The organism is Synechococcus sp. 1G10 (genome assembly GCF_002252625.1).
Classification (GTDB): domain Bacteria; phylum Cyanobacteriota; class Cyanobacteriia; order PCC-6307; family Cyanobiaceae; genus Regnicoccus_A.
Genome location: NZ_NQKW01000002.1, coordinates 238,633 through 262,497 on the forward strand (window position 1 = coordinate 238,633; position 23,865 = coordinate 262,497).

Here is a 23,865-nt window from a genome sequence, read left to right on the forward strand (position 1 = left end):
GGCTCGAACCCGGGGATCCTGGCAAAGGGATCGACGCTGGGACGATCAAAGTCCGGACCTCTCAACAGGTTGCAACCATTCGATCCCCGCTTCGCTGAGCCAGCCATCGAAGGGAACATCCCACGGGTCCACCGGCAATTGCTCCACCGCGCAGGTGGCGGGGGCCACGATCAGGGCCGGCACCGCGCGCCAGGAGGGATCGGCTCGCAGCCGATCGAACCAACCACCGCCGTAGCCCAGCCGGAAGCCGCGTCTGTCGAAGGCGAGGGCCGGCACCAGCAGCAGGCCAAGGGCCGTGGCTGGCAGCGGCCTGCCTGCAGGTGCCGGCGCCGGCACCCCCGCGGCATCGAGCCGGAGAGGATCCGCGCTCTTCCAGACCTCGTAGCCGAGCCTCCTGTTCTCTGCCAGAGCCCGGATGGCAGGCAGGGCCAGCCGGCCTGGAAGCGCCCGGGCCAGTTCACGCAGATCCGGCTCACCGGCCAGAGGCCAGTAAAGGCCAAGCCGCTGGTCTGGCCTGAGCAGGGGCGGCACCCCGCTCAGGGCCTGCTCCAGCAGCCGTTCCTGCTGCGCCTCCGGTTGATCAGCCCGCCGCTGGCGGAAGTGCCGGCGCCAGACGGGTTTGGGGTCGTCCAGCCCCGGTTCGCCCGCCATCAGCGCTGAAACCAGCCGGTGAGGGCCACGGCGAGGGCATCGGCGGCGTCATCGGGGCGGGGGGGATGCTCCAGCTCCAGTTCCCGCATGACGGCGTCGAGCACGTCATTTTTGTCGGCATGGCCTGAGCCCGTCAGGGCCAGCTTGATCTGCATCGGCGGGTATTCCACCACCGGCACCTTCAGCCGGGCCAGGGTCATCATCACCACGCCGCGGGCCTGCACAACCGAAATCGTGGTGCTGGAGCGGTAGAAGAAGAATTTCTCGACGGAGGCCAGGTCTGGGCTCCAGCGGCGGACCAGCCAGCGCAGGTCGCGGGCGATCTCCACCAGCCGCTCACCCTCCGGAGTGCCGGCCTCGGTGCGGATCATGCCGCAGTCCAGCAGTCGCTGCGGCGGGCCGGTCTCGATCAGGCCGTAGCCGACGCGGGCCAGGCCAGGATCGATGCCGAGGATGCGCAAGGACTCAGGCCGCCAGGGCCAGCTGGAAGGCGTCGCGGGCGGTGTCCGCCATCTCGAAGATCTTGCAGAACACCTTGATGACGCGATCGCCGGAGTCGATCTGCTCCAGCGGATCCTTGCGCAGCCTGTGGCGCAGGCAGCAGGCCACCACCCGGGCCACGTCGTCGTCGCTCACTTCGCTGCGGCCTTCGAAGGCGGCCAGGGCCCTTGCCGCCCGGTTGGTGACGATGTCGCCGCGCAGGCCGTCCACGTCCAGCTCACCGCACACCGCCGAGATGCGGATGCGCAGATCAGGGTCGATCAGCACCTGGGGGAGCCGCTGCTGGGCCTGCACCACGCGCTCCTGCAGCGCCTCCTGGGCACCTTGGTGATGGCTGTTGAAGCCGTCAGGATCGCTGTCATAGCCAGTGCGCTGATCCACCACCTGCACCCGCAGCTCCGGATTCCGCACCGTGCGCACCTCCACGCTCATGCCGAAGCGATCCAGGAGCTGGGGGCGCAGTTCCCCTTCCTCCGGGTTGCCCGAGCCGATCAGCACGAAGCGGGCCGGATGGCGCACCGAGATTCCTTCCCGCTCCACAGTGTTCCACCCGGACGCGGCCGAATCCAGAAGCACGTCCACCAGGTGGTCGTCGAGCAGGTTCACTTCATCGACGTACAGCAGGCCCCGGTTGGCCTTGGCCAGCAGGCCCGGCTCGAAGGCCCGCACCCCTTCGCTCAGGGCTTTCTCGATGTCGATCGTGCCGCAGAGACGGTCTTCGGTGGCGCCCAGGGGCAGATCCACCATCGGCACCTGGCGCCGCTCCAGCGGCAGCGTTTCGCCGTTCTCCGCCCGCTCGCGCACCTCGGCGCTCTGGAGGTCGGGGTCGCTGGGGGAGCTGTTGTAAGGGTCGCCGGCAACGACATCGATCTCCGGCAGCAGATCCGCGAGGGCGCGGATAGCGGTGGACTTGCCCGTGCCCCGGTCGCCCATGATCATCACCCCACCGATGCGTGGATCGATCACGTTCAACAGCAGGGCGAGCTTCATCTCCTCCTGGCCGACGATGGCGGTGAAGGGAAACGCCCTGCGTTTGCGGGTCTGACTCACGGACGGGGGGCCGGCACGGATTCGGATTGTTTCACAGCTGCCTGTGGGAGCGCGGGAGCGGGCAGCAGGCTCAGCGCCTGAGGGGGCGTGGCGTCGGCGGGGTAGATCAGTCGCACCCTCACCTGCCGCTGCTGTCCGGGGGCCAGGCTGATGCGTCCAAGGCTGGGGCCCTTCTCTCCCTGGCGCTGCACAAGATGGAACCAGCGCCGACCGGCGGGGCGGCCCGCCGGCCCATCGAGTCCACTCACTTCCACCGTGCCGCGGAAGACAACGGCCCGCGGCGGGTTGAGGTTGAAGCGCAGGCCACCTTCGGCCCTGTCGGTCTTGCGGGGGGATTCCAGGGCCAGATCGAGGGCCACTGGCCCCTTGCTGTCGTTCACAAGAGGGAGGATCAGGTCGTATTCCACGCCGTAGTTGCCGTGGGCGGCCCAGGCGGTTCCCGGGTAGAAGGCCTTTAGCTCAGCAGTCTGGACCTGACCGCTGCCCAGGCTGCCCCGCTCCAGCGAGGCGATCGGCCAGGACACCGGCGCACTGCGAACGGAGAGCAGCTTGCTGCCTGGATCGGTGAGTTGGGCACTCCAGCGGCTGCCGGTTTGCACCCCGCTCACCCTTGAGTAGATGATGCCTCCGGTTTGGCCCCTGGGCGTGGGCACATGCTCCTTGGCGCTGAGCCCGGCGCGCAGCAGGCCGCTCCAGACGTCCGGCCCCGGCGGCTGCTCGCCACCGAAGGCGGCCAGGGTGGCCAACTGCACGGGGCCGTCACTCTCCAGCCGCAGCTGCAGGTTGCGGCCATTGAGCAGGGGATCGAGCCCTTTCACGGGAATCGGCAGGGCCAGCATGGTGGTGAGCTGGCCCGGGGCCAGGGTCCATTCCTGGGGAATCCCTGCGCCTCGGCGGTTCTGGAGCAGTTCAGCCGCCACGCGTGAGCCGGGGCCGGCAAACACCGAACTGCCGTCGTGGGACATCAGCGCAGGCAGGGGCAGGAAGGGGGCCGCCGGTTGGCTTGGATCACTCGACTGGGAGAGGGCCGTGGATCCGCCCAGCACCCGCAGCCGCACCGGCTTGCTGTTCACCGGGGCCGCAACCACCCCCAGCCAGAGCACCGACTCGAGGGTTTCGGGGCGCCCGGCATAGACGTGGTGACTGAACAGGTCGAAGCGTCCTTGCAGGGGAACGTTCAGGTGCGCGTCGGGGCTCGAGAACGGCTGGCCGGCGAGGCTCCCGCGGCCGTTGAAGGTGGAGAGCAGGATGCCGGGCTTGATGATCAGCTCGGGGTTGTTGTCGTTGACGACAGGCACCCGGTCGAGCCCGCCGCTGAGTGGACGCACCTGCTGGGGTCTCAGCTCCGTGCTGGCGGGCGGTGCCGCTGCTGGAGCCGCGCCGGCCGAGAGCAGCAGCCCGGCGGCCATGGTCAGGAATGGCATCAGGGCTCAGCGCGGTTGGGATGAGGGGTCGCTGCGACCCACGAGGGTCTGGCTTACTGCGGCGGCCATGGCGCGGATCAGATCGGTGGAGCGAGGGTCGTTGAACGGGCCTTTGACCATGAACCCTGCCACGGCTCTCTTGCCGTTGGGGAGTTCGATCAGCCCGGCGTCGGCGTAGGCGATGCCGATGTCGCCGGTTTTGTTGAGCACGGTCAGTCCCCGGGCCATCAGCTCGCTGTCGGGGTCGCTGGAGGTGCCCCCCAGACCCTTGAGCAGACCTGCGGGCAGCAGGGTGTTGGTGCGGGAGGTGGCCATGATCGTGCGGAAATGGTCGCGGGCCCGGGGGCTGAGTTTCTCGCCGATGTCAACCAGGGCGATCGAGCGGGCCAGGTCACGGGGGCTGGTGGTGTTGGTGCCCTCGAGATCGGGCAGCCAGTTGTTGATCACCGTGGATGGAAGGCCCAGGGCCTGGAAATGGGCATTGGTGGCGGCCTTGCCCCCGAGGCGCTTGATCAGCAGGTTGGTGGCGGTGTTGTCGCTCACCCGGATCATCTCGGTGGCGGCCTCATAAAAGGGGAAGCGGGTGCCCAGCGGTCGGCTGGCCATCCAGCCGGCTCCCCCACCCATCACCTCCTTGGTGAGGGGCAGCGGCTCGTTCCAGCGCAGCTTGCCGGCGTCCAGGTCGTCGAGGGCCGCCAGCAGGATCGGGGTCTTGATCGAGCTGGCCGCTGGCAGGGGTATGTCGGGATTGAGCTGGGCGAAACGGCCGTCATCGAGAACCAGCAGGAAGCCGCCCACCTTCAGATCCTTGTGCTCGGCGGCCAGGGCCTTCCAGCTCTGGCTGAGCTTGGTGAGCTCCACCCTGGGCTCGAAGCGGCCCAGGGCCAGCCCGCCCCTGGGGGTGGGTACCGGTGAGCTGGCGCTGCTGGCCTTGGGGGCTTCCATCGCCCCCTGGGCCAGCTTCGGAGCCAGTTGTTTCAAGGCGGTGCCGGTGAGCACCCCGAGGCCGAGGCCCATCACCAGCAGGCGCAGGACAAGAGCCAGGGGTTGAAACCAGCCGGGGGATCCGGAACGGGGGGAGCGACCCGTACGCACGATGCAGCCAGGGGCGACGGAGATGGCAGGACCTTAGGGGGTTCCCCGCTGGCTGGCCCAGCGCAGCTGACGGACCATGCCCCGGACCAGGGCCACTTCCTCGGCGCTGATCTGGGCACGCTGCAGCAGCGCCCGCAGCTTGGCCATCCGGGCATGGGCCGTGTGGGGGAGAACAAACCCCACTGCCAGCAGCAGTTCCTCGGCATCGACGAGGGCTGCTTCGAGCAGCTCCCGAGCAGCGGGTTCTGGCCCGATCAGCGGGGTCGGGCCGCCTGGTCGGGTTGCAGTTTCCCCCTGCTGGCAGCTGCGCAGTTCATGCAGGGTGATGGCCACCGCATGGGACAGGTTGAGGGAGGGGTAGCCTGCGTCGGTGCCGATCTGCAGGATGCGGCCCGCCTGGAGCAGTTCGTCGGTGCTCAGGCCCCGGTCTTCCCGCCCGAAAACCAGCGCCCCGGCACTGGTTCGTTGCGCTGGCCCAGGCCCGCTCGGGTGTCCAAGCAACCAGGGGATGGCCTGGGCGGGTCCTTCGATGGGCACCGCCTGCGAGTCCACCCGTCCGTTGGCAGCGACCACCCGGGTGCGGTCGGCGATGGCTGCCGCCAGATCCGGATAGACCTTGGCAGCTTCAAGCAGCGTCCCAGCGTGGACAGCCATCCGCCGGGCTTCCTCGCCGAGGTGATCACAGCGGGGAGCCACCAGCCGCAGGTCGTGAACTGCGAAATTGGCGCAGAGCCTGGCCACGCTGCCCACATTCAAGGGACCGGCTGGCTCCACCAGCACCAAGGCCAGATCTGGGCAGTTGGGCGTCGAGCCGACCCTCACTCCAGGCTGCGGAGATGGGCCAGCAGGTCGGCCATGGCCTGGGGTTCGGGCTGGAAGCGCGGCATCGGCGGAGTGCGGCCGCTCACCACCTGGCGGATCAGCTGGCGGTCGTTGCGGCGCCGGCTCACCCCATGCAGGCTGGGACCCACCAGTCCCTGGGCGGCGATGCCGTGGCAGCCGGCACAGTTCATCCGAAACAGCCGAGCCCCGGTTTCAGGGGAGCCCGAAAGCTCCAGGGTGCGGCGGGTGTACGGATCACTGCGGGCCGCCGGAAGGAGGAGCAAAAGCAGCAGGATGCATCCTGCTGCTGCCAGCAGCACCAGGGCGGTGATCAGGCCCTGACGCTGAGCCGGCGCCTGGGGGGCCTCCAGAATGGTGGAAGGATCGCCGGTCACGGATCACTCGGAAGACCCTCCCAGCCTGCCTTGGCCGTGGGAGAATTGCGGGAGGCAAATCTTCCGGCTCCCGATGATTGAACCCCTCCTCTGCGGCATCGTTCTGGGTTTGATCCCGATCACCCTGGTGGGCCTGTTCGTGGCGGCCTGGAACCAGTACCGCCGTGGCAGTGCTCTGGGCGGCTGAGTCAGGCCGCAGGCACCAGAATCATCAGACCGCAACTTCCATAGCGCCGCTGGTCGCTGAGCTGCCAGCCGGAAGGAATCTCCGGGAAAATCTCGCTTGAGCATTCCCACAGCAGTCTTCCCCCTGCGGCCAGCCAGCCGGCCGCGGCCACCGCTTCGGCAATCGGGGCATGAAGACCTGATGCGTAGGGGGGATCGGCGTAGATCAGATCGAAGCCGCCCGCCGCTTCCTCCCCCAACTGTTGCTCTGGGCCAGGCATCAGCCACCGCGGCAGGTCTGCTCTGATCACCCGTAGGTCGCTGGCCGGATTCACACCAGCCTTGACGGCCTCCAGATTGCGACGGGCGATGTCGAGGGTGGTCCGGTTGTGATCCAGGGCTACAACCAGCTTGGCGCCTCTTTGCAGGGCCTCGCAGCCCATCACCCCGCTGCCGCAGCAGAGATCGAGCCAGCGGCAACCACTCAGTTCACTCGCCAGCAGATTGAGCACCGCCAAGCGCACTCTTGAGGCGGTCGGGCGGGTGTGCTGCCCTGGCGGACTGAGCAGTTTCCGCCCGCCACTCAGCCGCAGGCTCACGTCCCGCCCTCTTCCACCCAGCCCAGCCAGCGCTCAAGCATGCGCTGCCCTTGGGGGCCAGACTTTTCCGGGTGAAACTGGCAGGCCGCCAGGGCTCCCTGCCACACCGCCGCGGTCACCGGCTGATCGGCGAAAAGCACCTCTGCCGTGGTGCAGGCCGGGTCATCGGGAGCGGCGGCGTAGGAGTGCACGAAATAGACCCAGGCGGCCGAATGGCCCTCGGGGAGCAAGGGGCTCGGATTGGTGGAGATCAGGGGAGCCCAGCCCATGTGGGGAATCGGATGCCCCGGACTGGACGGCAGGGCCCGCACCCTGCCCTTGAGCAGCCCGAGGCCTGGCGCTTTTCCCTCGTCGCTCCCCTCGAACAGCAACTGCAGCCCCAGGCAGATCCCCAGCAGGGGGCGTTCCCTGGCGCTCCACTCCCGCAGGGGATCCGCCAGACCGGCCAGGTGAAGACGCTCCATGGCCGGATCGAATGAACCCACCCCCGGCAGGATCAGGGCGGCGCACTCCTCCATCGCGGGGGCATCCAGTACGTGAATCAGCTCGGCGCCAAGACGCTCCACGGCCCTGGCCACCGAATGCAGGTTGCCCATGCCGTAATCGATCAGGCCGATCCGCAGGCTCATGGCTGTGGTTCCAGACAGTTGCGTTGCTCCGGATGGATCAGGTCATCGCAACGGGGCAGATCGAGGGCGTTGATGGTGGCGATGAGCTGGTAAAGGCGGCCGACGCAGCGTTGATCGAAGTCGAAGTGAAGGCAGGGGCGCAGGCGATCGTTGTCGTCGCAGCTTTCCCCCAGCTCGAAATCGCCGCTTCGCAGCAGATCCTGGAAGCCGGAGCGGATGGCCAGCAGATCAGCCTCCGCCAGCGGCACGTGCAGAAGCAGCTCCAGCCCATCGTCGGTGACTCGGGTGGTGTGGAACACCCGGTAGAAGTGCCGGATCAGCTCGATCGCCTCGCGGGCAGAGCTGGCGTGGCTGAGCAGGCCCCTGTCGTCTGGTCCGATCAATCCGTCGCTCTCGAGGCCGCTGAGGAGGTCCTGAGGCCAGTCCTGCCAGAGCTCATGGCCCGGCGGCGCCAGCAGCACCACCGGAATCGGAGCGGTGCGTCCTGTCTGGATCAGGGTGAGTGCTTCGAACAGTTCATCGAGGGTGCCGAAGCCGCCAGGGAGTACCACCAGGGCATCGCTCTCACGCAGGAAGAAAAGTTTGCGTGTGAAAAAGTAACGAAAATGAACCAGGCGGTCGCCGGCTGCTGCGACATAGGGGTTGGGTTCCTGCTCAAAGGGCAGCTGGATGTTGAGCCCGAAGCTGTGCTCCGCTCCCGCTCCCCGGTTCGCCGCTTCCATCACCCCGCCGCCAGCGCCGGTGATCACATCAAAGCCGCTGGCCATGGCCTCACGGCCGACCTCCTCGGCCAGCTGGTAGGTGGAGCTCTCCGGCAGGCTGCGGGCTGATCCGAACACCGCCACCTTGCGGGTGGTGCGGTGGGGATGGAAGGCAGCCAGGGCCTCATGCAGATCGCTGAGGGCACCGCAGATCAGCTGCCAGTCGTCGGTGTGATCGGCAATGCTGGCCATCTCCAGGATCGAGTGAAGCGAGCGCTCGATCAGCAGGCGATGGGGGTTGTTGACCAGGGAATGGCCCAACCGCTCCAGTGAGGGAGAGGCTGGGGACATCAGTGAAGATGGGGCGAGGGAAGCTGGAGGAATGCTCAGAGGTATTTGGCGATCGTGCCGGAAAGGGTGTTCTTGGGAACCGCGCCCACAACAGTGTCAACTTTCTGGCCACCCTTGAAGATCATCAGGGTGGGGATGCTGCGGATGCCGTACTGGCTGGCGACGTTGGGGTTCTCGTCGGTGTTGAGTTTGTAGACCTTCAGCTTGCCCTCGAATTCCTTGGCGATTTCGTCGACGATCGGGGCCACCATGCGGCAGGGGCCGCACCAAGGGGCCCAGAAATCCACCAGCACGGGCACGTCACTCTTGAGCACATCCAGCTCAAAGGAAGCATCGGTGACGGCAGTGGCGCTGGACATCCGAGGGAGGAGACAAGGTGCCTGGAATCTAGCAACGAGGATCCTGAATCCCCGATAACCGCGGGGCAACCGTAGGAAGACAAAATGCCCGGGCGCGCCGGGCGGGTTGGTGTGAGGAGTGTGCGAGCCGGAGCCCCCACACCTTGAGGTTAACGCCCATCTTCGCCGCGATTCTGTCGTTTCAGGCCGGAATCAACAGCCCAGGTGCGGGGGGTTACTTACCCATGCCCAGCTGCTGGGCTTTCTGATACACCTTCCCCTCGGTGAGCAGGGATGGGGCCACCACCACCTCGACCTGTTGCATCTCCTTGATGGTGCGCGCACCAAGAGTGCCCATCGAAGTACGCAGGGCGCCGAGCAGGTTCTGGGTGCCGTCGTCGAGGCTGGCCGGCCCGCGCAGGATCTTCTCCAGACTGCCAGTGGTTCCCACGCTGATCCTGGTGCCCCTGGGCAGCACCGGACTGGGGGTGGCCATGCCCCAGTGGAAGCCTCGCCCGGGGGCTTCGCTGGCCCGCGCGATCGGCGAGCCGATCATCACCGCATCGGCGCCGCAGGCGATGCATTTGCAGATGTCACCACCGGTGACGATGCCGCCGTCGGCGACGATCGGCACGTAAACACCTGTCTCCCGCTCGTGATCGTCGCGGGCGGAGGCGCAATCGGCCACCGCCGTGGCCTGGGGGATGCCCACGCCCAGCACGCCCCTTGACGTGCAGGCGGCGCCGGGGCCGATACCCACCATCACGGCGGCCGCGCCCGCGCGCATCAGCTCGAGAGCCACGTCGTAGGTGACACAGTTGCCGATCACCACGGGAATGCCGAAATCACGGCAGAGGGTGGCCAGATCGAGGGTCGCGCGTCCGGCCGGGCCGATGTGATCGGTGGAGACCACCGTGGCCTGGACGAAGAAGAGGTCAGCGCCAGCTTCTGCCACCGCCTGGCCGAAGCGCAGGGCCGCGGCTGGGGTGGCGCTGACGGCGGCGATGCCACCGGCGGTCTTGATCGCCGCAATGCGCTGGCGGATCAGGTCTTCGCGCACGGGCTGGGCGTAGAGCTCCTGCATCAGGGGCACGAAGGCCTCCTTGCCCACCGCAGCGATGCGATCCAGGATTGGATTCGGGTCGTCGTAGCGGCACTGGACCCCCTCCAGGTTCAACACCCCCAGGGCCCCGAGCCGGGAGAGTTCCACCGCCATCGATACATCCACCACACCGTCCATGGCGCTGGCGATGATCGGGATTTCCCTCTCGATGCCACCGATGGTCCAGCGGCTATCGGTCACCTCGGGATCCACGGTGCGACCGCCGGGTACCAGGGCGATCTCGTCGATCCCATAGGCGCGGCGGACGGTTCGGGATCGGCCTAACTGAATGGACACCACTGGGGTTTCTGCAGTCGGGACAAGCTATCAACCGGTCTGGCCCGCTCCAGGCTGCAATGAACCTGGCCTCAGGGCTGGCCGCGGAACGACGCCCAGCGCTCCCGCCACGAGGCCAGCAGCTTCTGGCGGTCGCTGCTGCGCACCAGGCGCGTGACCCCGAAGCGGCTCAGCCAGAACACCCCGGCCAGCTCCAGCAGTCCGGGAACCAGGGGCAGGCTTTCAATCGCTCCCAGCAGGGCGGCGTAGATCCTGAGCAGCAGTAGCAGGACCACAAAGCCCGCCAGCAGCTTCAGGGGGCCGCTGTACTGCTTCAGCTGCTGCTGGAAGTCAGCGCGGCTGAAGAAGTCACGGACCTTGCCCGTGAGCAGCTCCCACTCTCCACCTCCCTCCCCGTCGATGCTTGCTTCGCTGGCCGGGATGTGCAGGGTTGTGGCCACGGCTGGATCGGCCGAGGGCTCAACAAACGATGCGGGCGCAGGTTCAGGCTCAGCAGGCGGTGGAGTTTCAAGCTCCTCGATTGGTTGCGGATCGGGCTCCACGGTGGAGTCGGCACCAGCCCTCGGCTCGCCATCAGTGCTCACCTCTTCCTCGCTTGCTGATGGACCAGGGCCAGGCTCAGCGCTGAGATCAGCCTCGCTGAGTGGGGGCGTTGATGGCAGGTCCTGGCCCTCTTCGGGCTCATGGGACGCAGCAGAGGACTCGACCACCGGTTGACGCGCGAAAACGCGGGTGGAGCTTACGCTGTTTCCTCCGGCTTGTCCCCGCCGCTGCCGCGGTTGCTGCGGCGCTCAGCCCTCGAGCGGAATCAGGCCCGGGCGGTCACTCAAGGGGAGCAGGGGAAGCCTCAGGGGAAATGAGCCATCGCGTAGGCGCTGGATCAGCCCGGAGCTGATCTCCTCAGCCAGGCGGGGGCTGTGGGCAGGTGCGCAGCGCAGGCGGCGGGCGTCCACCTGGATCTCGCCGGCGAGCAGGTGGCTGTAGGGAACGAAGCCGAAGCTCGGTCGGATGCGGCGGGGAATCGAGAAATCCAGCACGGGTGCCTCGAGCTGGTCGTCGCGGCAGGCCGCCTGGCGGGCCACGGCCAGGTTGATCAGGGGAACCGGTGCCGCGATCGCCACCAGCAGGGCACTGCCATGGCCTTCGAAGTGGCAGGGGCGGATCCACGCAGCCCTCAGCTCCGCCAGATCGACGCTCACCGCCGCCACGGCCCCCGGCCCGCGGGCATGGCCGCTCGGCAGCCGCCGGATCTGGGGCTGGTGGCCGCTGCCGCTGCCGATCACCCAGCCGATCGCGCCTCCCACCAGCACGGGCGAGCCGGGGCCGAGCAAGCTGAGGCCAGGCATGGTCAGACCGATGCTGCGGCAGCCGCCACTGCTGTAGAGAGCGCTGCCGTAAGGGCCCAGCAGGGGGCCATAGGGGCTGTGGGTGACCCCTTCGGCGCTGCTCACCGCCACGATGCCGTTCTCGCTGATGGCGCGGTGCAGCAGCAGGCGTGCCACGCCCAGGCGTTGGAGCTGGAGCCGGGTCTGGAGTTCACGGCGAGGGTGCAGGGCCGTGCCTTCACCGCTGGCCACCAGCTCCACCTCCTGGCCAGCCAGCAGCTTGCCCAGCACCTGGGCGCCGCCCCGGCGCTCCGGGTCCGAGATGCCGCCTCCGATCGGCAGGGTCAGGCCACCGCTGCCGCTGGCCCCCAGGGCTGTGACCCCGTCAAGCCGCGCTTCGCGCAGGCGCATGGGTGGATCACAGGGTCCGAGGCTGAGCTGGAGCGTGGCCTGGTCGGTGAACTCGGCGTTGGCCGCCACCACCACGTCGGTGCAGGCGTAGGCCGCCTCCAGTCCCTCGGCGGCCACCAGGGCGCGGAAGTCCATAGCGCTGAGCACCGCCAGGTCGCCGGTGTTCTGGCGCTCCCGCAGCTGCGCTTCTGTGCGGGAGCGGGGGGGGGCGGAGCCCATCGGCGCTGGCAACCACGAAGGGGTGGACCCAGCCTCGCTTAACCTGGCCTTCGGCAGTGTGGTGCGAGATGGCGGATCCAACGGGTCCCGGCGAGTCCGACGGACGGATCATCCAGACCGACCTGCGCAATGAGATGTCGCGCTCCTACCTGGAGTACGCGATGAGCGTGATCGTGGGCCGGGCTCTGCCCGACGCCCGCGACGGGCTCAAACCGGTGCACCGGCGCATCCTCTACGCGATGTATGAGCTCGGCCTCACCAGCGACCGGCCTTACCGAAAATGCGCCCGGGTGGTGGGCGAGGTGCTCGGCAAGTACCACCCCCATGGGGATACCGCCGTCTATGACGCCCTGGTGCGCATGGCCCAGGACTTCTCGATGCGCATGCCGCTCATCGATGGCCACGGCAACTTCGGCTCGGTCGACAACGATCCCCCGGCCGCGATGCGGTATACCGAATCGCGGCTGCAGGCGCTCACCACAGACAGCCTGCTGGAAGACATCGAAGCGGAAACCGTCGATTACATCGACAACTTCGACGGCTCCCAGCAGGAACCCACGGTGATGCCGGCGCGGGTTCCGCATCTGCTGCTGAACGGGTCGTCGGGCATCGCGGTGGGCATGGCCACCAACATTCCGCCCCACAATCTCACCGAACTGATCAATGGCCTGCTGGCCCTGATCGCTGATCCCGAGATCGAGGATCGGGCTTTGCTGGCTCTGATTCCCGGTCCTGATTTTCCCACCGGCGGGCAGATCCTTGGCCGCCGCGGCATCCGCGAGACCTACACCACCGGCCGCGGCTCGGTGACGATGCGCGGTGTGGCCTCGATTGAAACGCTGGAAGTCCCCGGCCGGCCGGATCGCGATGCGGTGATCATCACCGAGCTCCCTTATCAGACCAACAAGGCGGCGCTGATCGAGCGCATCGCCGAGATGGTGAACGACAAGAAGCTCGATGGCATCTCCGACATCCGCGACGAGAGCGATCGCGACGGTATGCGGATCGTGATCGAATTGCGCAGGGATGCCTATCCCCAGGTGGTGCTCAACAACCTGTTCAAGCTCACGCCCCTGCAGAGCAACTTCAGTGCCCACATGCTGGCGCTGGTCAACAGCGAACCGGTGTTGCTCACCCTGCGGCGAATGCTGGAGGTGTTCCTCGAGTTCCGCATCGAGACGATTGAGCGGCGTACCCGCTACCTGCTGCGCAAGGCGGAGGAACGGGATCACATCCTGCTGGGTCTGCTGCTTGCCCTCGATCAGCTTGATCCGATCATCGCTCTGATCCGGGCGGCCTCGGATGCGGCTACGGCCCGGTTGCAGTTGCAGGAGCGCCATGGACTGAGTGAGATCCAGGCCGATGCGATTCTGCAGATGCAGCTGCGCCGGCTCACGGCTCTTGAAGCCGACAAGATCCGCCTGGAGCATGAGGATCTTGTCACCAAGATCGCCGACTACAAAGACATTCTGGGCAGGCGCGAGCGGGTGCTTGGTCTGATCGAAGCTGAATTGATTCAGCTGCGGGAGCGCTATCCCTCTGAACGTCGCACCGAGATTCTTGATCTTGAGGGTGGACTTGAAGACATCGATCTGATCGCCAATGAACGCTCCGTGGTTCTGCTCACCGAGAACGGCTATCTGAAGCGCATGCCGGTGAGTGAGTTCGAGGCCACTAGTCGCGGTACCCGCGGCAAGGCCGGAACCCGCAGCCAGGGTGAGGAGGCCGTGCGCTTGTTCATCAGCTGCAATGACCACGACACCCTGCTGTTGTTCAGCGATCGCGGTGTGGTCTATGCCGTTCCTGCCTACCGGGTGCCGATTGGCAGCCGCGGTGCGAAGGGCACCCCGGTGGTGCAGCTGCTGCCGATTCCCCGTGAAGAGCAGATCACTTCGCTGGTGGCGGTGAGTGCCTTCGACGACGATGTTCAACTGCTGATGCTCACCAGCGGCGGCTACATCAAGCGCACCAGGCTTTCGGCCTTCGCCAACATCCGCTCCAACGGTCTGATCGCGATCAGCCTTGAAGATGGTGATGCCCTGCGCTGGGCGCGGCTCGCCCTGCCAGGCGACAGCGTATTGATCGGCTCGCTGAAGGGGATGACCATCCACTTCCGCCTTGTTGATAGCGAACTGCGGCCCCTGGGTCGCACCGCCCGGGGCGTGCGCGCGATGGCGCTGCGGCCGGGGGATGAGCTGGTGAGCATGGACGTGTTGCCCGCTGAACTGGCCGATCAGGTGGCCAGTTCGGCGGCGGCAGAGAGCGACGACGAGGAGGAGGCTCCGGAAGCTGGCGACAGCGCCGAGGGCCCCTGGGTGCTGGTGGCATCCGCCAGTGGGCTGGGCAAGCGGGTGCCGGTGACCCAGTTCCGCCTGCAGCGCCGGGCCGGCCTGGGTCTGCGCGCCATCAAGTTCCGTCGCGACGGGGACGTGCTGGTGGGGTTGACGGTGATGGGCCCCGGGGAGGAACTGCTGCTGGTGAGTGAGCGGGGAGTGATCGTGCGGATGCAGGCCGATGCGATTCCCCAGCAGTCGCGGGCCGCCACGGGTGTGCGTCTGCAGAAGCTCGACAGCGGTGATCGTCTCAGTGAGGTGGTGCTTGTGCCGCCGGCCCCTGAAGACGATGTGCTCGAAGGCACTCCTGATGCCTCCACGGCACCGGAGTCTCCCTGACGCTTCCCGCCGCGGCCGATGTGCTGGTGCTCGGTGCCGGACCGGCGGGACTGGCGATCGCCAGTGAGCTCGTCGATCTTGGTCTGCGGGTGATGGGGCTGGCGGCTGACGATCCCGCCAGCCCCTGGCAGAACACCTACGGCATCTGGGCCGCCGAGCTGGACCAGCTCAATCTGGCCCATCTTCTTGAGCATCGCTGGTCGAACTGCGTCAGTTATTTCGGCGCCGATCCAGTGGCCCTCGGCCACGACTACGGCCTTTTTGATCGCACGAAACTCCAGGCCTACTGGCTGGGGCGCTGCTCCGGCATGGACTGGCGGCGGGGACTGGCGGCTGAGCTGATCCACGACGCAGAGGGCTCCCAGGTGACCACCCGGGAGGGGGAGGTGCTGAGGGCCCGCCTGGTGATCGACACCACCGGCCACGACCCGGTGTTCGTGCGCCGGCCGGCCCTGGGACCAGTGGCCGCCCAGGCTGCTTACGGAATCGTGGGCAGCTTCACGGCGGATCCCGTGCCCCCTGGCCAGTTCGTGCTGATGGACTACCGCTGCGACCACCTGAGCCCGGAGGAGCGGCAGGGTCCGCCAACCTTCCTGTACGCCATGGACCTGGGCGGGGGACGCTTTTTCGTGGAGGAAACCTCCCTGGCCCTGGCGCCACCGGTGTCGATTGAAGTGCTCCGGGATCGCCTGCTCAGGAGGCTGGCCCATCGGGGCGTGGCGGTGGTGCAGGTGGAGCACGAGGAGCGCTGCCTGTTCCCGATGAACCTGCCGCTGCCTGATCTCAGCCAGCGGGTGCTGGGCTTCGGAGGTGCCGCCAGCCTGGTACATCCCGCTTCGGGCTACATGGTGGGCTCCCTGCTGCGGCGTGCCCCGGGCCTGGCCGCGGCGATCTTCGCCGCCTTGGACCGGCCTGAGTTCACAGCTGCCCAGGTGGCCGAGACGGCCTGGGGCGCCCTCTGGACCCCGGAGCTGGTGCGCAAGCACGGGATCTACCAGTTCGGCCTCGAGAAGCTGATGCGTTTCTCCGAGCAGGATCTGCGTGCGTTCTTCAGCACCTTTTTCGCCCTCCCCGAGCAGCAGTGGTACGGCTTCCTGACCAACACCCTCAGTCTCAGCGAACTGGTGGCGGCGATGGTTCGCCTGTTTGCTCAGGCGCCAGCCGATGTTCGCTGGGGGCTGATGCAGCCGAAGGGGCGCGAAGGGGCGTTGCTCTGGCGGGCACTGCGGGGTTAGCTGCCCGGCGGACGTTCAGCGGAACACCAGGACCGGCAGGGGGGAACGGATCAGCACTCTCTGGGTCTGACTGCCCAGCAACAGTCCACTCAGGCCCCGGCGCCCGTGGGAGGCCATGAAGATCAGATCACAGCCGTGGTGAGCGGCCGCCTCGATGATGGCCTCATGGGGTAGATCGTTGATCACTCCCTCACTGCTGCAGGGCACACCGGCACTTTCCGCCACAGCCTGGGCGTCCGCCAGAACGCGCTCGGCATTTTCCCGTGCCACAAGGCTGAGGTGCTCCAGTGTGCTGGCATCGAGCATGGTGCCGGTGCCCACCATCGACACAGGCAGAACACTGCGGGCATTGAGGAAGGTGATACGGGCTCCCATCTCCTTGGCGAAGGCCACGGCCCCATGAACGGCCTTCAGGGAGACGTCGGATCCGTCGATGGGAACGAGCAGATGTGAGTACATGGCTGGAGGCCTGGGGTATGGCAAGCCCGAGGAAGTCCTTGCCAAGGAGCGTAGGCGGGCTGGTGCACGAGCTCTTCAGCCAGGGGCGGTGGCAGGCCGCTGAAGCCTTTGCACAGCGGCGTCGTAGAGGGCTTGACCTGTCCAGGAGGCCGCCACGATCACCGGTAGGGCCAAAAGGAGCAGCACGGCGAGCTGAGGCCCTGCGCTGCTGGGGAATCCGCGGCTGGTGAAGAGCAGGAAAATGGGCCGGTGAAAGAGGTACATGAAGAAGCTGGCGGTGCTGATCGCCAGGATCAGGGGGGGCAGGCGCAGATGGCGGCCCCAGCGTTCACAGACCAGAAAGGTCAGCAGTGGACCGAACACGGCCAGGGGGATGGCACTGAGGCTCTCGTCGATCCGGGCCTGGTGGTGGAAGGAGAACAGGGTGGCTGCCACGGTGGCCAGAGCCGTTACGGCGATGCTGCGGCCGCTCACCCGCGGCTCCACCAGCGAGGGGGAGAGCACCAGGCCTGCAACGAAGGACGGGAAGTAGAGGAACAGGCGCGGATCCACCCCACCCAGCAGCCTGCCCAGCAGCACGTTGAGGCCGATGATCCCGGCGCACACCACCAGCCGGTTCGCTGTCCAGCGCCAGGGTGACTTGCTCAGGCTGTGCACCAGCAGGAGAAGCAACGGGGCGAGCAGATAGAACACCACGATCATCGAGATGTACCAGAGGGTCAGGGGTGGCTCCAGGCTGAAACTCGCAGTCAGCAGCGCCGCCCCGACGAACTGCCCCGGCTTGAGCAGTCCACAGAGATCGAAGAGCAGCAGGGCCGCCAGGTAGGGGGGATAGATCCGGACCATCCGTCGCCGGTAGAACCGCCAGACCTCGGCTGCGTTGGTGATCCGGGCCCTGCCGATCAGATGCCCCGAGATGAATACAAACAGCCCCAGCACCACCACTGTCAGCCGGTAGGTGAGGTCGTTTTTGTAGCCATCGATCGAGGGGGCGTAACCCAGCAGGTGCCAGAAGCCAACGATCCAGAGGATGCAGGTGGCGCGCATCAGATCGATGGCCTGGTCGCGCCGGCGCGGGGCTGGTGAGTCAGGCATGGGTGATGGGTCGCTCGTCGGTTGGTGGAGAGGTCTGCTGGCCGCTGACACTGGCCCAGTCCGCCGCGTTCAGCTGGGGAAAGAGACCATCGTCGGTCTCAATGCTCTCGATCCAGCCATCGGGCAACGCCGCGCCGGTGTCGATGGCATGCATCAGCCGCCAGAAACGATCGAGATGACGGTGGATCCTCTCCCGGGCCAGTCCGGTGGTGGTGCCGGCCCGAAGGATGAAACTCCAGTCTGAGCTCTGGGCCAGCAGCAGCTCCCGTCCCGCCTGGGTGAGCAGCCTCCGCTGGTGATCCGAGGCCACGCCGCCATTCACCCGCTTCACCATCGCCGCGGAGGCGCGATGCCACTCCGGCACGACCCAGGCATTGCTCTGGTGGAGCCAGTAGTGGTGGTAGCCGCCCTGCCCCCAGCTCGAGGGTGAAGGGCGGCAGACCTGCAGAGGTTCTTCCCGCATGAGGGCGCCGCGCAGGCTGCTGAACTCGACCCCTGCGGCAGGCGCCTGACGGAACAGCTCGGCGAGAAATCGGGGACCCTCATACCACCAGTGGCCGAACAGCTCGGCATCGAACGGTGCCACCAGCAGGGGGGGGCGGGCCATGGCCGCAGCCAGGCTTTCCAGCTCCTCGCTGCGGCCGGCCAGGTAGGCGCTGGCATGCTCCACCGCCCGCTGGGCGGCTGCCTCCGGGTCGTAGGGCAGTTTCTGATCGAGAGCAGAGCCCTGGCTGCTGACTGCGTGCAGTTTCAGCCCCAGGGGTCTGGCGGAGTTGATGCCATGGGCGAGCAGCTCCGCTTCGGGCAGGTCCCAGCCCAGGTCGCGGTGAAATTCCCGGTAGCTGCCATCGCCTGGATAGCCTTCCGAAGCCGACCACACCGGCAGGGTGGCGGCACCATCGCGGGCAAAGAAGGCGATGCCGGCAGGCGAGCAGATCGGCGCGTAGACCCCGTAGCGCGGCCGCGGCAAGGCATGCAGCAGGCCATGGGCATCGAGCACCGAGTAGCGCAGACCGCACTGCCGCAGGAGCAGATCCAGTCCTTCGTAGTACGCGCACTCCGGCAGCCAGATCCCGAGCGGCCGCTCCCCCAGCAACCGTTGGTGCTCGCGCACGGCATTGATCAGCTGGGCCCGCACGGCTTCGGGGCTGTGGCGCAGCAGCGGCAGGTAGCCGTGGGTGGCGGCGCAGGTGAGCAGGTCGAGCACTCCGTCCTGCTGCAGTTGCCGGAAGCGGTGCAGCAGCTGGCCGCCGCTCTCGATCCAGCCCTGGCGGGTGCTCTCCAGGGTCTCGGCCAGGGCGGTGGCAGCGCTGCGGTGGCTGGATGGGGCCTGCTGCAGCAACAGTTGGCGCTGGGCGAGCCAGTCGGGGAAGCGTGCGCTCAGCACGGGATCGCTGATCAGGCTCAGCAGGGTTGGCGAGAGCCCGAGGCTGAGGCAGGGCCGCTGGGCCGGATCATCCCGGCTGTCTTCCAGCACCTGCAGCAGCGGCAGATAGCTCTCCAGCAGGGCCTGGAAGTACCAGTCTTCCTCCAGAGAGCCGGGCTGGCTGTCCCGGACGAAGGGGAGATGGGCATGAAGGACCAGGGCCAGGGTGCCTGTGGCCATCGACCATCCATCAATGAAGCCACCTTACGGGGCACCCTTCTGTGAGTACTGAAGAGCACACGTCTCTACGCTGAAGTGATGAGGCGTGATGGGTTGCAGGTGGATCAAGGCAAGATTCGGCGCGTGGTGATCGTGGATGGCCACGGCATGTTCTATGCCCAGCAGAAGCTGGGCTGGTTCTTCGATCCACGCCGGTTGCTGGAGTTGGCCACTGCCGATGCCGGCGTGGAACTCGATGGCGCCTACTGGTACACGGGCCTGAAGGATCCAGCCGATCAGCGGCCCTTCCGTGATGCGCTCACCAGCCTCGGCTACACGGTTCGCAGCAAACCCCTGCGGGAGTTCGGCGCGGATCCCGACCATCGCCAGTTCGCCCGGGCGAACCTGGATGTGGAGATCTGCCTGGATCTGATGCTGGTGGCCCACCGCCTCGATGAGGTCTGGCTGCTCAGCGGCAGCCGGGATCTGGAGCGGGTTGTTGAAACCCTGCGGGCGAAGGGAATCCGGATCACGCTGCTCAACGCCGATGGGATGGTGCCAAGGGAGCTGCGCAACGCCGTGGATGTCTTTCTGGATCTGGCCGACTGGCGCAAGCAACTGGAGAAGGCCGAAGCGGTCCAGGCGCCGGTGTTTCAGCGGGGCCTGGAGGGTCCGGTGAGGGTCGAGCCGCTCAGCCGGGAGCTGGTGCGCCGTCCGCAGGAGTCTGGGGAGAGCCGTCTCAGCCAGGTGGTGATCTCCCCGCCCCTCTAGGATCGATTCAACTCATAGTCACATCGACTTGCAACGGTCATGGCCAAGGACCCGGGCCGCGTACTGATCTTCGACACCACCCTGCGGGATGGTGAACAGTCCCCGGGGGCCAGCCTCAACCTGGAGGAGAAGCTGGCGATCGCCCACCAGCTCGCCCGCCTCCGCGTCGACATCATCGAAGCCGGCTTCCCCTTTGCCAGCCCTGGCGATTTCAATGCTGTCCAGCGCATCGCCGCCGCCGTCGGCACCCCCGACGGGCCGGTGATCTGTGGTCTGGCCCGGGCAGCCCGCGGTGACATCAAGGCCTGCGCTGAGGCGGTGGCCCCCGCCGCCAATCGCCGCATTCACACCTTCATCGCCACCAGCGACATCCATCTGGAGCACAAGCTGCGCAAGAGCCGTGCCGAGGTGGTGGCGATCACCGCGGAGATGGTGGCCTATGCCCGCTCCCTCGTCGATGACGTGGAATTCTCCTGCGAAGATGCGGGCCGCTCCGATCCAAACTACCTCTATGAGGTGATCGAAGCCGCCATCGCTGCTGGCGCCACCACGATCAACATCCCTGACACCGTGGGCTACGCCACCCCGGCCGAATTCGGGAGCCTGATCGCCGGCATCAATGTGCATGTGCCCAACATCGACCAGGCGGTGATCTCCGTGCACGGTCACAACGACCTTGGTCTGGCGGTGGCCAACTTCCTCGAGGCGGTCAAGAACGGAGCCCGTCAGCTGGAGTGCACGATCAACGGCATCGGCGAGCGTGCAGGCAATGCCTCGCTTGAGGAGCTGGTGATGGCGCTGCACGTGCGCCGTGCCTACTTCAACCCCTTCCTCGGCCGTCCGGCCGGCAGCAGCGAGCCGCTGACGGGGGTGCGCACCGAGGAGATCTACAAGACGTCCCGCCTGGTGAGCAACCTCACCGGCATGGTGGTGCAGCCCAACAAGGCGATCGTAGGTGCCAACGCCTTCGCCCATGAATCGGGCATTCACCAGGACGGCGTTTTAAAGAACCGCCTCACCTACGAGATCGTCGATGCCCGCACCATCGGCCTGGCCGACAACCGCATCTCTCTGGGCAAGCTGAGCGGCCGCAGTGCCTTCCGGGCTCGCCTGGAGGAGCTGGGTTACAGCCTCGATCGTGACGACCTCGACGAGGCCTTCGCCCGTTTCAAGGAACTGGCTGATCGCAAGCGGGAAATCACCGACCGGGATCTGGAGGCGATCGTCAGCGATCAGGCCCAGCAGCCCGAGGCCCGCTACGTGCTCAAGCTGGTTCAGGTGAGCACCGGCACCAACCTGCGGCCCACGGCCACCGTCACCCTCACCACCAGTGATGGCGCCGAGCTGACCGAAGCCGCCATCGGCACCGGCCCGGTCGATGCCGTCTGCCAGGCCCTCAACAGCCTGGCGCGGGTGCCCAACGAGCTGGTGGAGTTCAGCGTCAAGTCGGTCACAGGCGGCATCGATGCCATGGGGGAGGTCACGATCCGCCTGCGCCATCAAGGGGTGCTCTACGCAGGCCATGCCGCCGACACCGACATCGTGGTGGCCGCGGCCCAGGCCTTCGTCAACGCCCTCAACCGGCTGGTGCACGGCATGGAGCGCCAGCCACTGCATCCCCAGATGGCGTCTGTGCCGGTGGCGGAGCTGCCGCGGCTGTGAAGGAGCAGCGGCCTCTCTGGGCGAGCGCCCTGCAACTGGGTGCCCTGTTGCTGCTGGCCCTGCTGATGCTCGTGCCCCTGCTCTGGCTGGTGAGCACCTCGCTCAAGGGACCCGCCGAGGACATCTTTTCAACCCCGCCATCCCTGATCCCGGCCCAGCCGAGCCTGGAGGCCTACGGCCGCCTCTTCGCCGACCATCCCCTGGGCCTCTACCTGTTCAACAGCACGGTGGTGAGCCTGCTGGCGGTGCTGGGCAACCTGCTGTTCTGCTCGCTGGCGGCCTATCCGCTGGCGCGGATGCGCTTCGCCGGTCGGGGCCTGGTGTTTGCCCTGGTGGTGGCCACCATCCTGATTCCCTTCCAGGTGGTGATGATTCCGCTCTATTTATTGATGGTCCAGCTGGGCCTGAGAAACACCCTCTGGGCCTTGATTGTGCCTCAGGCAGCAACGGCTTTCGGCATCTTTCTGCTGCGTCAGAGTTTTCTCGGTGTGCCGGTGGAGCTGGAGGAGGCGGCCCGCATCGATGGCTGTACCCCGGCGGGTGAATGGTGGAATGTGATGATCCCCGCTGCCCGGGCCGACCTGATCACCCTGGCGATGTTTGTGTTCATCGGCACCTGGAGTGATTTCCTCTGGCCCCTGGTGATCCTCGATGACCCCAGGCTTTACACCCTGCCCCTGGGACTGCAGCAGCTGGCCAGCAGCTTTTCGCTCGACTGGCGGCTGGTGGCGGCAGGGTCGGTGGTTTCGATCCTGCCGGTGCTTGTGCTGTTCGTACTGCTGCAGCGCTACATCCTCCCCAGCGCCAGCGGCGATGCGGTGAAGGGCTGAGGCTCACCGGTTCCTAGAACTGGAGCTCTGAGCTGGTTCTCCGCGCCTGAGCTGGTTCTCTGCACTTGAGCTGGTCCATGTCGTTTCGATCTGTGCTGATCGCATCGGCCGCCCGGACCCTTCCAGGCGGCCCCGATAGCCTCCCCTCCACGTTCAGCAGGTAGCCGGGCCGCCGATGGAGACCAGCCTGGTTCTGCAGAACCTGCTCTCGCCACCGGTGCTGTTCTTCGCGCTCGGGGTGATCGCGGTGCTGGTGGGATCCGACCTGGAGATCCCGGCGCCGCTGCCGAAGCTGTTCTCCCTTTATCTGCTGCTGGCGATCGGCTTCAAGGGGGGTGTGGAGCTGCTGCAGAGCGGCCTCGGCCCCCAGGTGATCAGCACGATCGCGGCAGCGATGCTGATGTCGGCTCTGGTGCCCCTCTACAGCTTCCTGGTGCTGAAGCGGCAGCTCGACACCTACAACGCAGCCGCGATCGCCGCCACCTACGGCTCCATCAGTGCCGTCACCTTCATCACAGCGGAGAGCTTCCTGGGCCTCACCGGCATGCCCCACGACGGCTTCATGGTGGCGGCGCTGGCGTTGATGGAATCCCCGGCCATCATCGTCGGCCTGCTGCTGGTGAAGCTGGCTGGGGGGAAGCCGTCGCCGGGTGAGGGTGAGGGCATGCGCTGGGGTGCGCTGCTGCACGAGGCGTTCCTGAACAGTTCTGTGTTCCTGCTGGTGGGCAGCCTGGTGATCGGTGTGCTGGTGGCGGGCTACAGCCCCTCGGGTCTGGAGAAGATGGAGCCCTTCACCGGCAAGCTCTTCTACGGAGCCCTCAGTTTCTTCCTGCTCGACATGGGCATCGTGGCGGCCCAGCGGGTGGCAGATCTCAAGCGGGCCGGGGCCTTCCTGATCGGCTTCGCGGTGCTCATGCCCCTGTTCAATGCAGGCGTGGGGCTGGCGGTGTCGTGGCTGCTGGGACTGCCCCAGGGGGATGCGCTCCTGTTCATCGTGCTCAGCGCCAGTGCCTCTTACATCGCGGTGCCAGCGGCGATGCGGATGACCGTGCCCCAGGCCAGCCCGAGCCTTTACATTTCCACGGCCCTGGGGGTGACCTTTCCGTTCAACATCATCGTGGGCATCCCGCTTTACATGGCGATGGTGAGGCTGGTCATCCCTGCCGTCTGATTCCTGTCTGACTGTCCGGCTTCTGCCATGCAACGTCTTGATCTGATCTGCAGTGAACGGGAACTCGAGAAGGTGGTGCAGCTGATCGATGCCGCCGGCGTCCCCGGTTACTCGGTTGTCCGTCATGTCACGGGGCGCGGGCCCCATGGCTCCGTCTCGGAATCGATGGAATTCAGCGGCCTGGGCGCCAATGTTCACGTCATGGTGTTCTGCGAGAGCGAGGCGATCGAGACCCTCCGCCAGGGGTTGCGGCCGATCCTGGAGTACTACGGAGGAGTTGGCTTCGTCTCCCAGGCCGAGCCGCTCTGAG

25 protein-coding genes are annotated in these 23,865 nt (G+C 66.8%); 8 read left to right on the forward strand and 17 right to left on the reverse strand.

The window, feature by feature from the left end; genetic code table 11:
• Positions 1–45 precede the first annotated feature (45 nt).
• Genes CJZ82_RS03265 through CJZ82_RS03295 form a run of 7 tightly spaced genes read right to left on the reverse strand, consistent with a single transcriptional unit; the run spans position 46 to position 5,938 of the window.
• The gene (locus tag CJZ82_RS03265; protein WP_094554354.1) at positions 46–651 is read right to left on the reverse strand and encodes a 5-formyltetrahydrofolate cyclo-ligase; all 606 of its coding nucleotides are present in this window, start codon (positions 649–651) and stop codon (positions 46–48) included.
• Positions 651–1,112: a crossover junction endodeoxyribonuclease RuvC gene (gene ruvC, locus CJZ82_RS03270; RefSeq protein WP_094554355.1), complete on the reverse strand. Its 462-nt coding sequence runs from the start codon at positions 1,110–1,112 to the stop codon at positions 651–653. Before ruvC ends, CJZ82_RS03265 begins: the two co-directional genes overlap by 1 nt.
• 4 nt (positions 1,113–1,116) lie before the next feature.
• A complete protein-coding gene (gene bchI, locus CJZ82_RS03275; RefSeq protein WP_094554356.1) occupies positions 1,117–2,202 on the reverse strand; it encodes a magnesium chelatase ATPase subunit I in 1,086 nt (361 codons plus the stop codon).
• On the reverse strand, positions 2,199–3,626 hold the full coding sequence (locus tag CJZ82_RS03280; protein WP_094554357.1) for a DUF3370 domain-containing protein: 1,428 nt from the start codon (positions 3,624–3,626) through the stop codon (positions 2,199–2,201). Before CJZ82_RS03280 ends, bchI begins: the two co-directional genes overlap by 4 nt.
• A 6-nt stretch (positions 3,627–3,632) precedes the next feature.
• On the reverse strand, positions 3,633–4,721 hold the full coding sequence (locus CJZ82_RS03285) for a serine hydrolase (protein ID WP_094554358.1): 1,089 nt from the start codon (positions 4,719–4,721) through the stop codon (positions 3,633–3,635).
• Positions 4,722–4,754: 33 nt separating this feature from the next.
• The gene (locus CJZ82_RS03290; RefSeq protein WP_094554359.1) at positions 4,755–5,543 is read right to left on the reverse strand and encodes an RNA methyltransferase; all 789 of its coding nucleotides are present in this window, start codon (positions 5,541–5,543) and stop codon (positions 4,755–4,757) included.
• A complete protein-coding gene (locus tag CJZ82_RS03295; protein ID WP_094554360.1) occupies positions 5,540–5,938 on the reverse strand; it encodes a cytochrome c in 399 nt (132 codons plus the stop codon). The genes CJZ82_RS03290 and CJZ82_RS03295 overlap by 4 nt, the downstream gene beginning before the upstream one ends.
• Positions 5,939–6,011: 73 nt before the next feature.
• Here CJZ82_RS03295 and petG point away from each other — a divergent pair, with 73 nt between their 5' ends.
• Positions 6,012–6,125, forward strand: a complete 114-nt coding sequence (gene petG / locus CJZ82_RS03300; protein WP_006170345.1) for a cytochrome b6-f complex subunit V — start codon at positions 6,012–6,014, stop codon at positions 6,123–6,125.
• 1 nt (position 6,126) lies between these two features.
• Here the strand turns inward: petG and rsmD are convergent, their stop codons facing one another.
• The 7 genes from rsmD to CJZ82_RS03335 all read right to left on the reverse strand — a co-directional run bounded on the left by rsmD (position 6,127) and on the right by CJZ82_RS03335 (position 12,075).
• Positions 6,127–6,702, reverse strand: coding sequence for a 16S rRNA (guanine(966)-N(2))-methyltransferase RsmD (gene rsmD / locus CJZ82_RS03305; RefSeq protein ID WP_094554361.1), 576 nt, complete (start codon positions 6,700–6,702; stop codon positions 6,127–6,129).
• Positions 6,699–7,331 carry an imidazole glycerol phosphate synthase subunit HisH gene (gene hisH / locus CJZ82_RS03310; protein WP_094554362.1) on the reverse strand — a complete coding sequence of 211 codons (633 nt, stop codon included), beginning with the start codon at positions 7,329–7,331 and terminating at the stop codon, positions 6,699–6,701. The genes rsmD and hisH overlap by 4 nt, the downstream gene beginning before the upstream one ends.
• A complete protein-coding gene (locus CJZ82_RS03315; protein ID WP_094554363.1) occupies positions 7,328–8,383 on the reverse strand; it encodes an LOG family protein in 1,056 nt (351 codons plus the stop codon). Before CJZ82_RS03315 ends, hisH begins: the two co-directional genes overlap by 4 nt.
• A gap of 35 nt (positions 8,384–8,418) precedes the next feature.
• Positions 8,419–8,742, reverse strand: coding sequence for a thioredoxin (gene trxA, locus CJZ82_RS03320; RefSeq protein ID WP_006170349.1), 324 nt, complete (start codon positions 8,740–8,742; stop codon positions 8,419–8,421).
• 214 nt (positions 8,743–8,956) lie between these two features.
• Positions 8,957–10,120: a GuaB3 family IMP dehydrogenase-related protein gene (locus CJZ82_RS03325; protein ID WP_094554417.1), complete on the reverse strand. Its 1,164-nt coding sequence runs from the start codon at positions 10,118–10,120 to the stop codon at positions 8,957–8,959.
• Positions 10,121–10,191: 71 nt separating this feature from the next.
• Positions 10,192–10,830 carry a CAAD domain-containing protein gene (locus tag CJZ82_RS03330; protein WP_094554364.1) on the reverse strand — a complete coding sequence of 213 codons (639 nt, stop codon included), beginning with the start codon at positions 10,828–10,830 and terminating at the stop codon, positions 10,192–10,194.
• An 81-nt stretch (positions 10,831–10,911) separates the two neighbouring features.
• A complete protein-coding gene (locus CJZ82_RS03335; RefSeq protein WP_094554365.1) occupies positions 10,912–12,075 on the reverse strand; it encodes a homocysteine biosynthesis protein in 1,164 nt (387 codons plus the stop codon).
• Positions 12,076–12,143: 68 nt separating this feature from the next.
• On the opposite strand from CJZ82_RS03335, the gene gyrA reads away from it, so the two are divergent.
• Both gyrA and crtL read left to right on the forward strand, forming a co-directional pair.
• The gene (gene gyrA / locus CJZ82_RS03340; protein WP_094554366.1) at positions 12,144–14,747 is read left to right on the forward strand and encodes a DNA gyrase subunit A; all 2,604 of its coding nucleotides are present in this window, start codon (positions 12,144–12,146) and stop codon (positions 14,745–14,747) included.
• Complete coding sequence (crtL, locus tag CJZ82_RS03345) at positions 14,744–15,982, forward strand: lycopene beta cyclase (protein WP_094554367.1); 1,239 nt, start codon at positions 14,744–14,746, stop codon at positions 15,980–15,982. The genes gyrA and crtL overlap by 4 nt, the downstream gene beginning before the upstream one ends.
• Positions 15,983–15,997: 15 nt before the next feature.
• Here crtL and CJZ82_RS03350 read toward each other — a convergent pair whose 3' ends face one another.
• The 3 genes from CJZ82_RS03350 to CJZ82_RS03360 all read right to left on the reverse strand — a co-directional run bounded on the left by CJZ82_RS03350 (position 15,998) and on the right by CJZ82_RS03360 (position 19,142).
• Entirely contained in the window at positions 15,998–16,441 is a 444-nt protein-coding gene (locus CJZ82_RS03350; protein ID WP_094554368.1) for a universal stress protein, read from the reverse strand.
• 75 nt (positions 16,442–16,516) lie between these two features.
• Positions 16,517–17,536 carry an acyltransferase gene (locus tag CJZ82_RS03355; protein ID WP_094554369.1) on the reverse strand — a complete coding sequence of 340 codons (1,020 nt, stop codon included), beginning with the start codon at positions 17,534–17,536 and terminating at the stop codon, positions 16,517–16,519.
• Positions 17,529–19,142, reverse strand: coding sequence for a glycoside hydrolase family 57 protein (locus CJZ82_RS03360; RefSeq protein ID WP_094554370.1), 1,614 nt, complete (start codon positions 19,140–19,142; stop codon positions 17,529–17,531). Before CJZ82_RS03360 ends, CJZ82_RS03355 begins: the two co-directional genes overlap by 8 nt.
• Positions 19,143–19,220: 78 nt before the next feature.
• On the opposite strand from CJZ82_RS03360, the gene CJZ82_RS03365 reads away from it, so the two are divergent.
• The 5 genes from CJZ82_RS03365 to CJZ82_RS03385 all read left to right on the forward strand — a co-directional run bounded on the left by CJZ82_RS03365 (position 19,221) and on the right by CJZ82_RS03385 (position 23,864).
• On the forward strand, positions 19,221–19,892 hold the full coding sequence (locus CJZ82_RS03365; protein ID WP_094554371.1) for an NYN domain-containing protein: 672 nt from the start codon (positions 19,221–19,223) through the stop codon (positions 19,890–19,892).
• Between the two features lie 39 nt (positions 19,893–19,931).
• Positions 19,932–21,554 (forward strand): 2-isopropylmalate synthase, encoded by a 1,623-nt coding sequence (locus CJZ82_RS03370; RefSeq protein ID WP_094554372.1) that lies wholly within the window; start codon positions 19,932–19,934, stop codon positions 21,552–21,554.
• Positions 21,551–22,384, forward strand: a complete 834-nt coding sequence (locus tag CJZ82_RS03375; RefSeq protein WP_094554373.1) for a carbohydrate ABC transporter permease — start codon at positions 21,551–21,553, stop codon at positions 22,382–22,384. Before CJZ82_RS03370 ends, CJZ82_RS03375 begins: the two co-directional genes overlap by 4 nt.
• A gap of 175 nt (positions 22,385–22,559) precedes the next feature.
• A complete protein-coding gene (locus tag CJZ82_RS03380) occupies positions 22,560–23,555 on the forward strand; it encodes a sodium-dependent bicarbonate transport family permease (RefSeq protein WP_094554374.1) in 996 nt (331 codons plus the stop codon).
• 27 nt (positions 23,556–23,582) lie between these two features.
• Entirely contained in the window at positions 23,583–23,864 is a 282-nt protein-coding gene (locus tag CJZ82_RS03385) for a transcriptional regulator (RefSeq protein ID WP_094554375.1), read from the forward strand.
• Position 23,865: the final 1 nt, after the last annotated feature.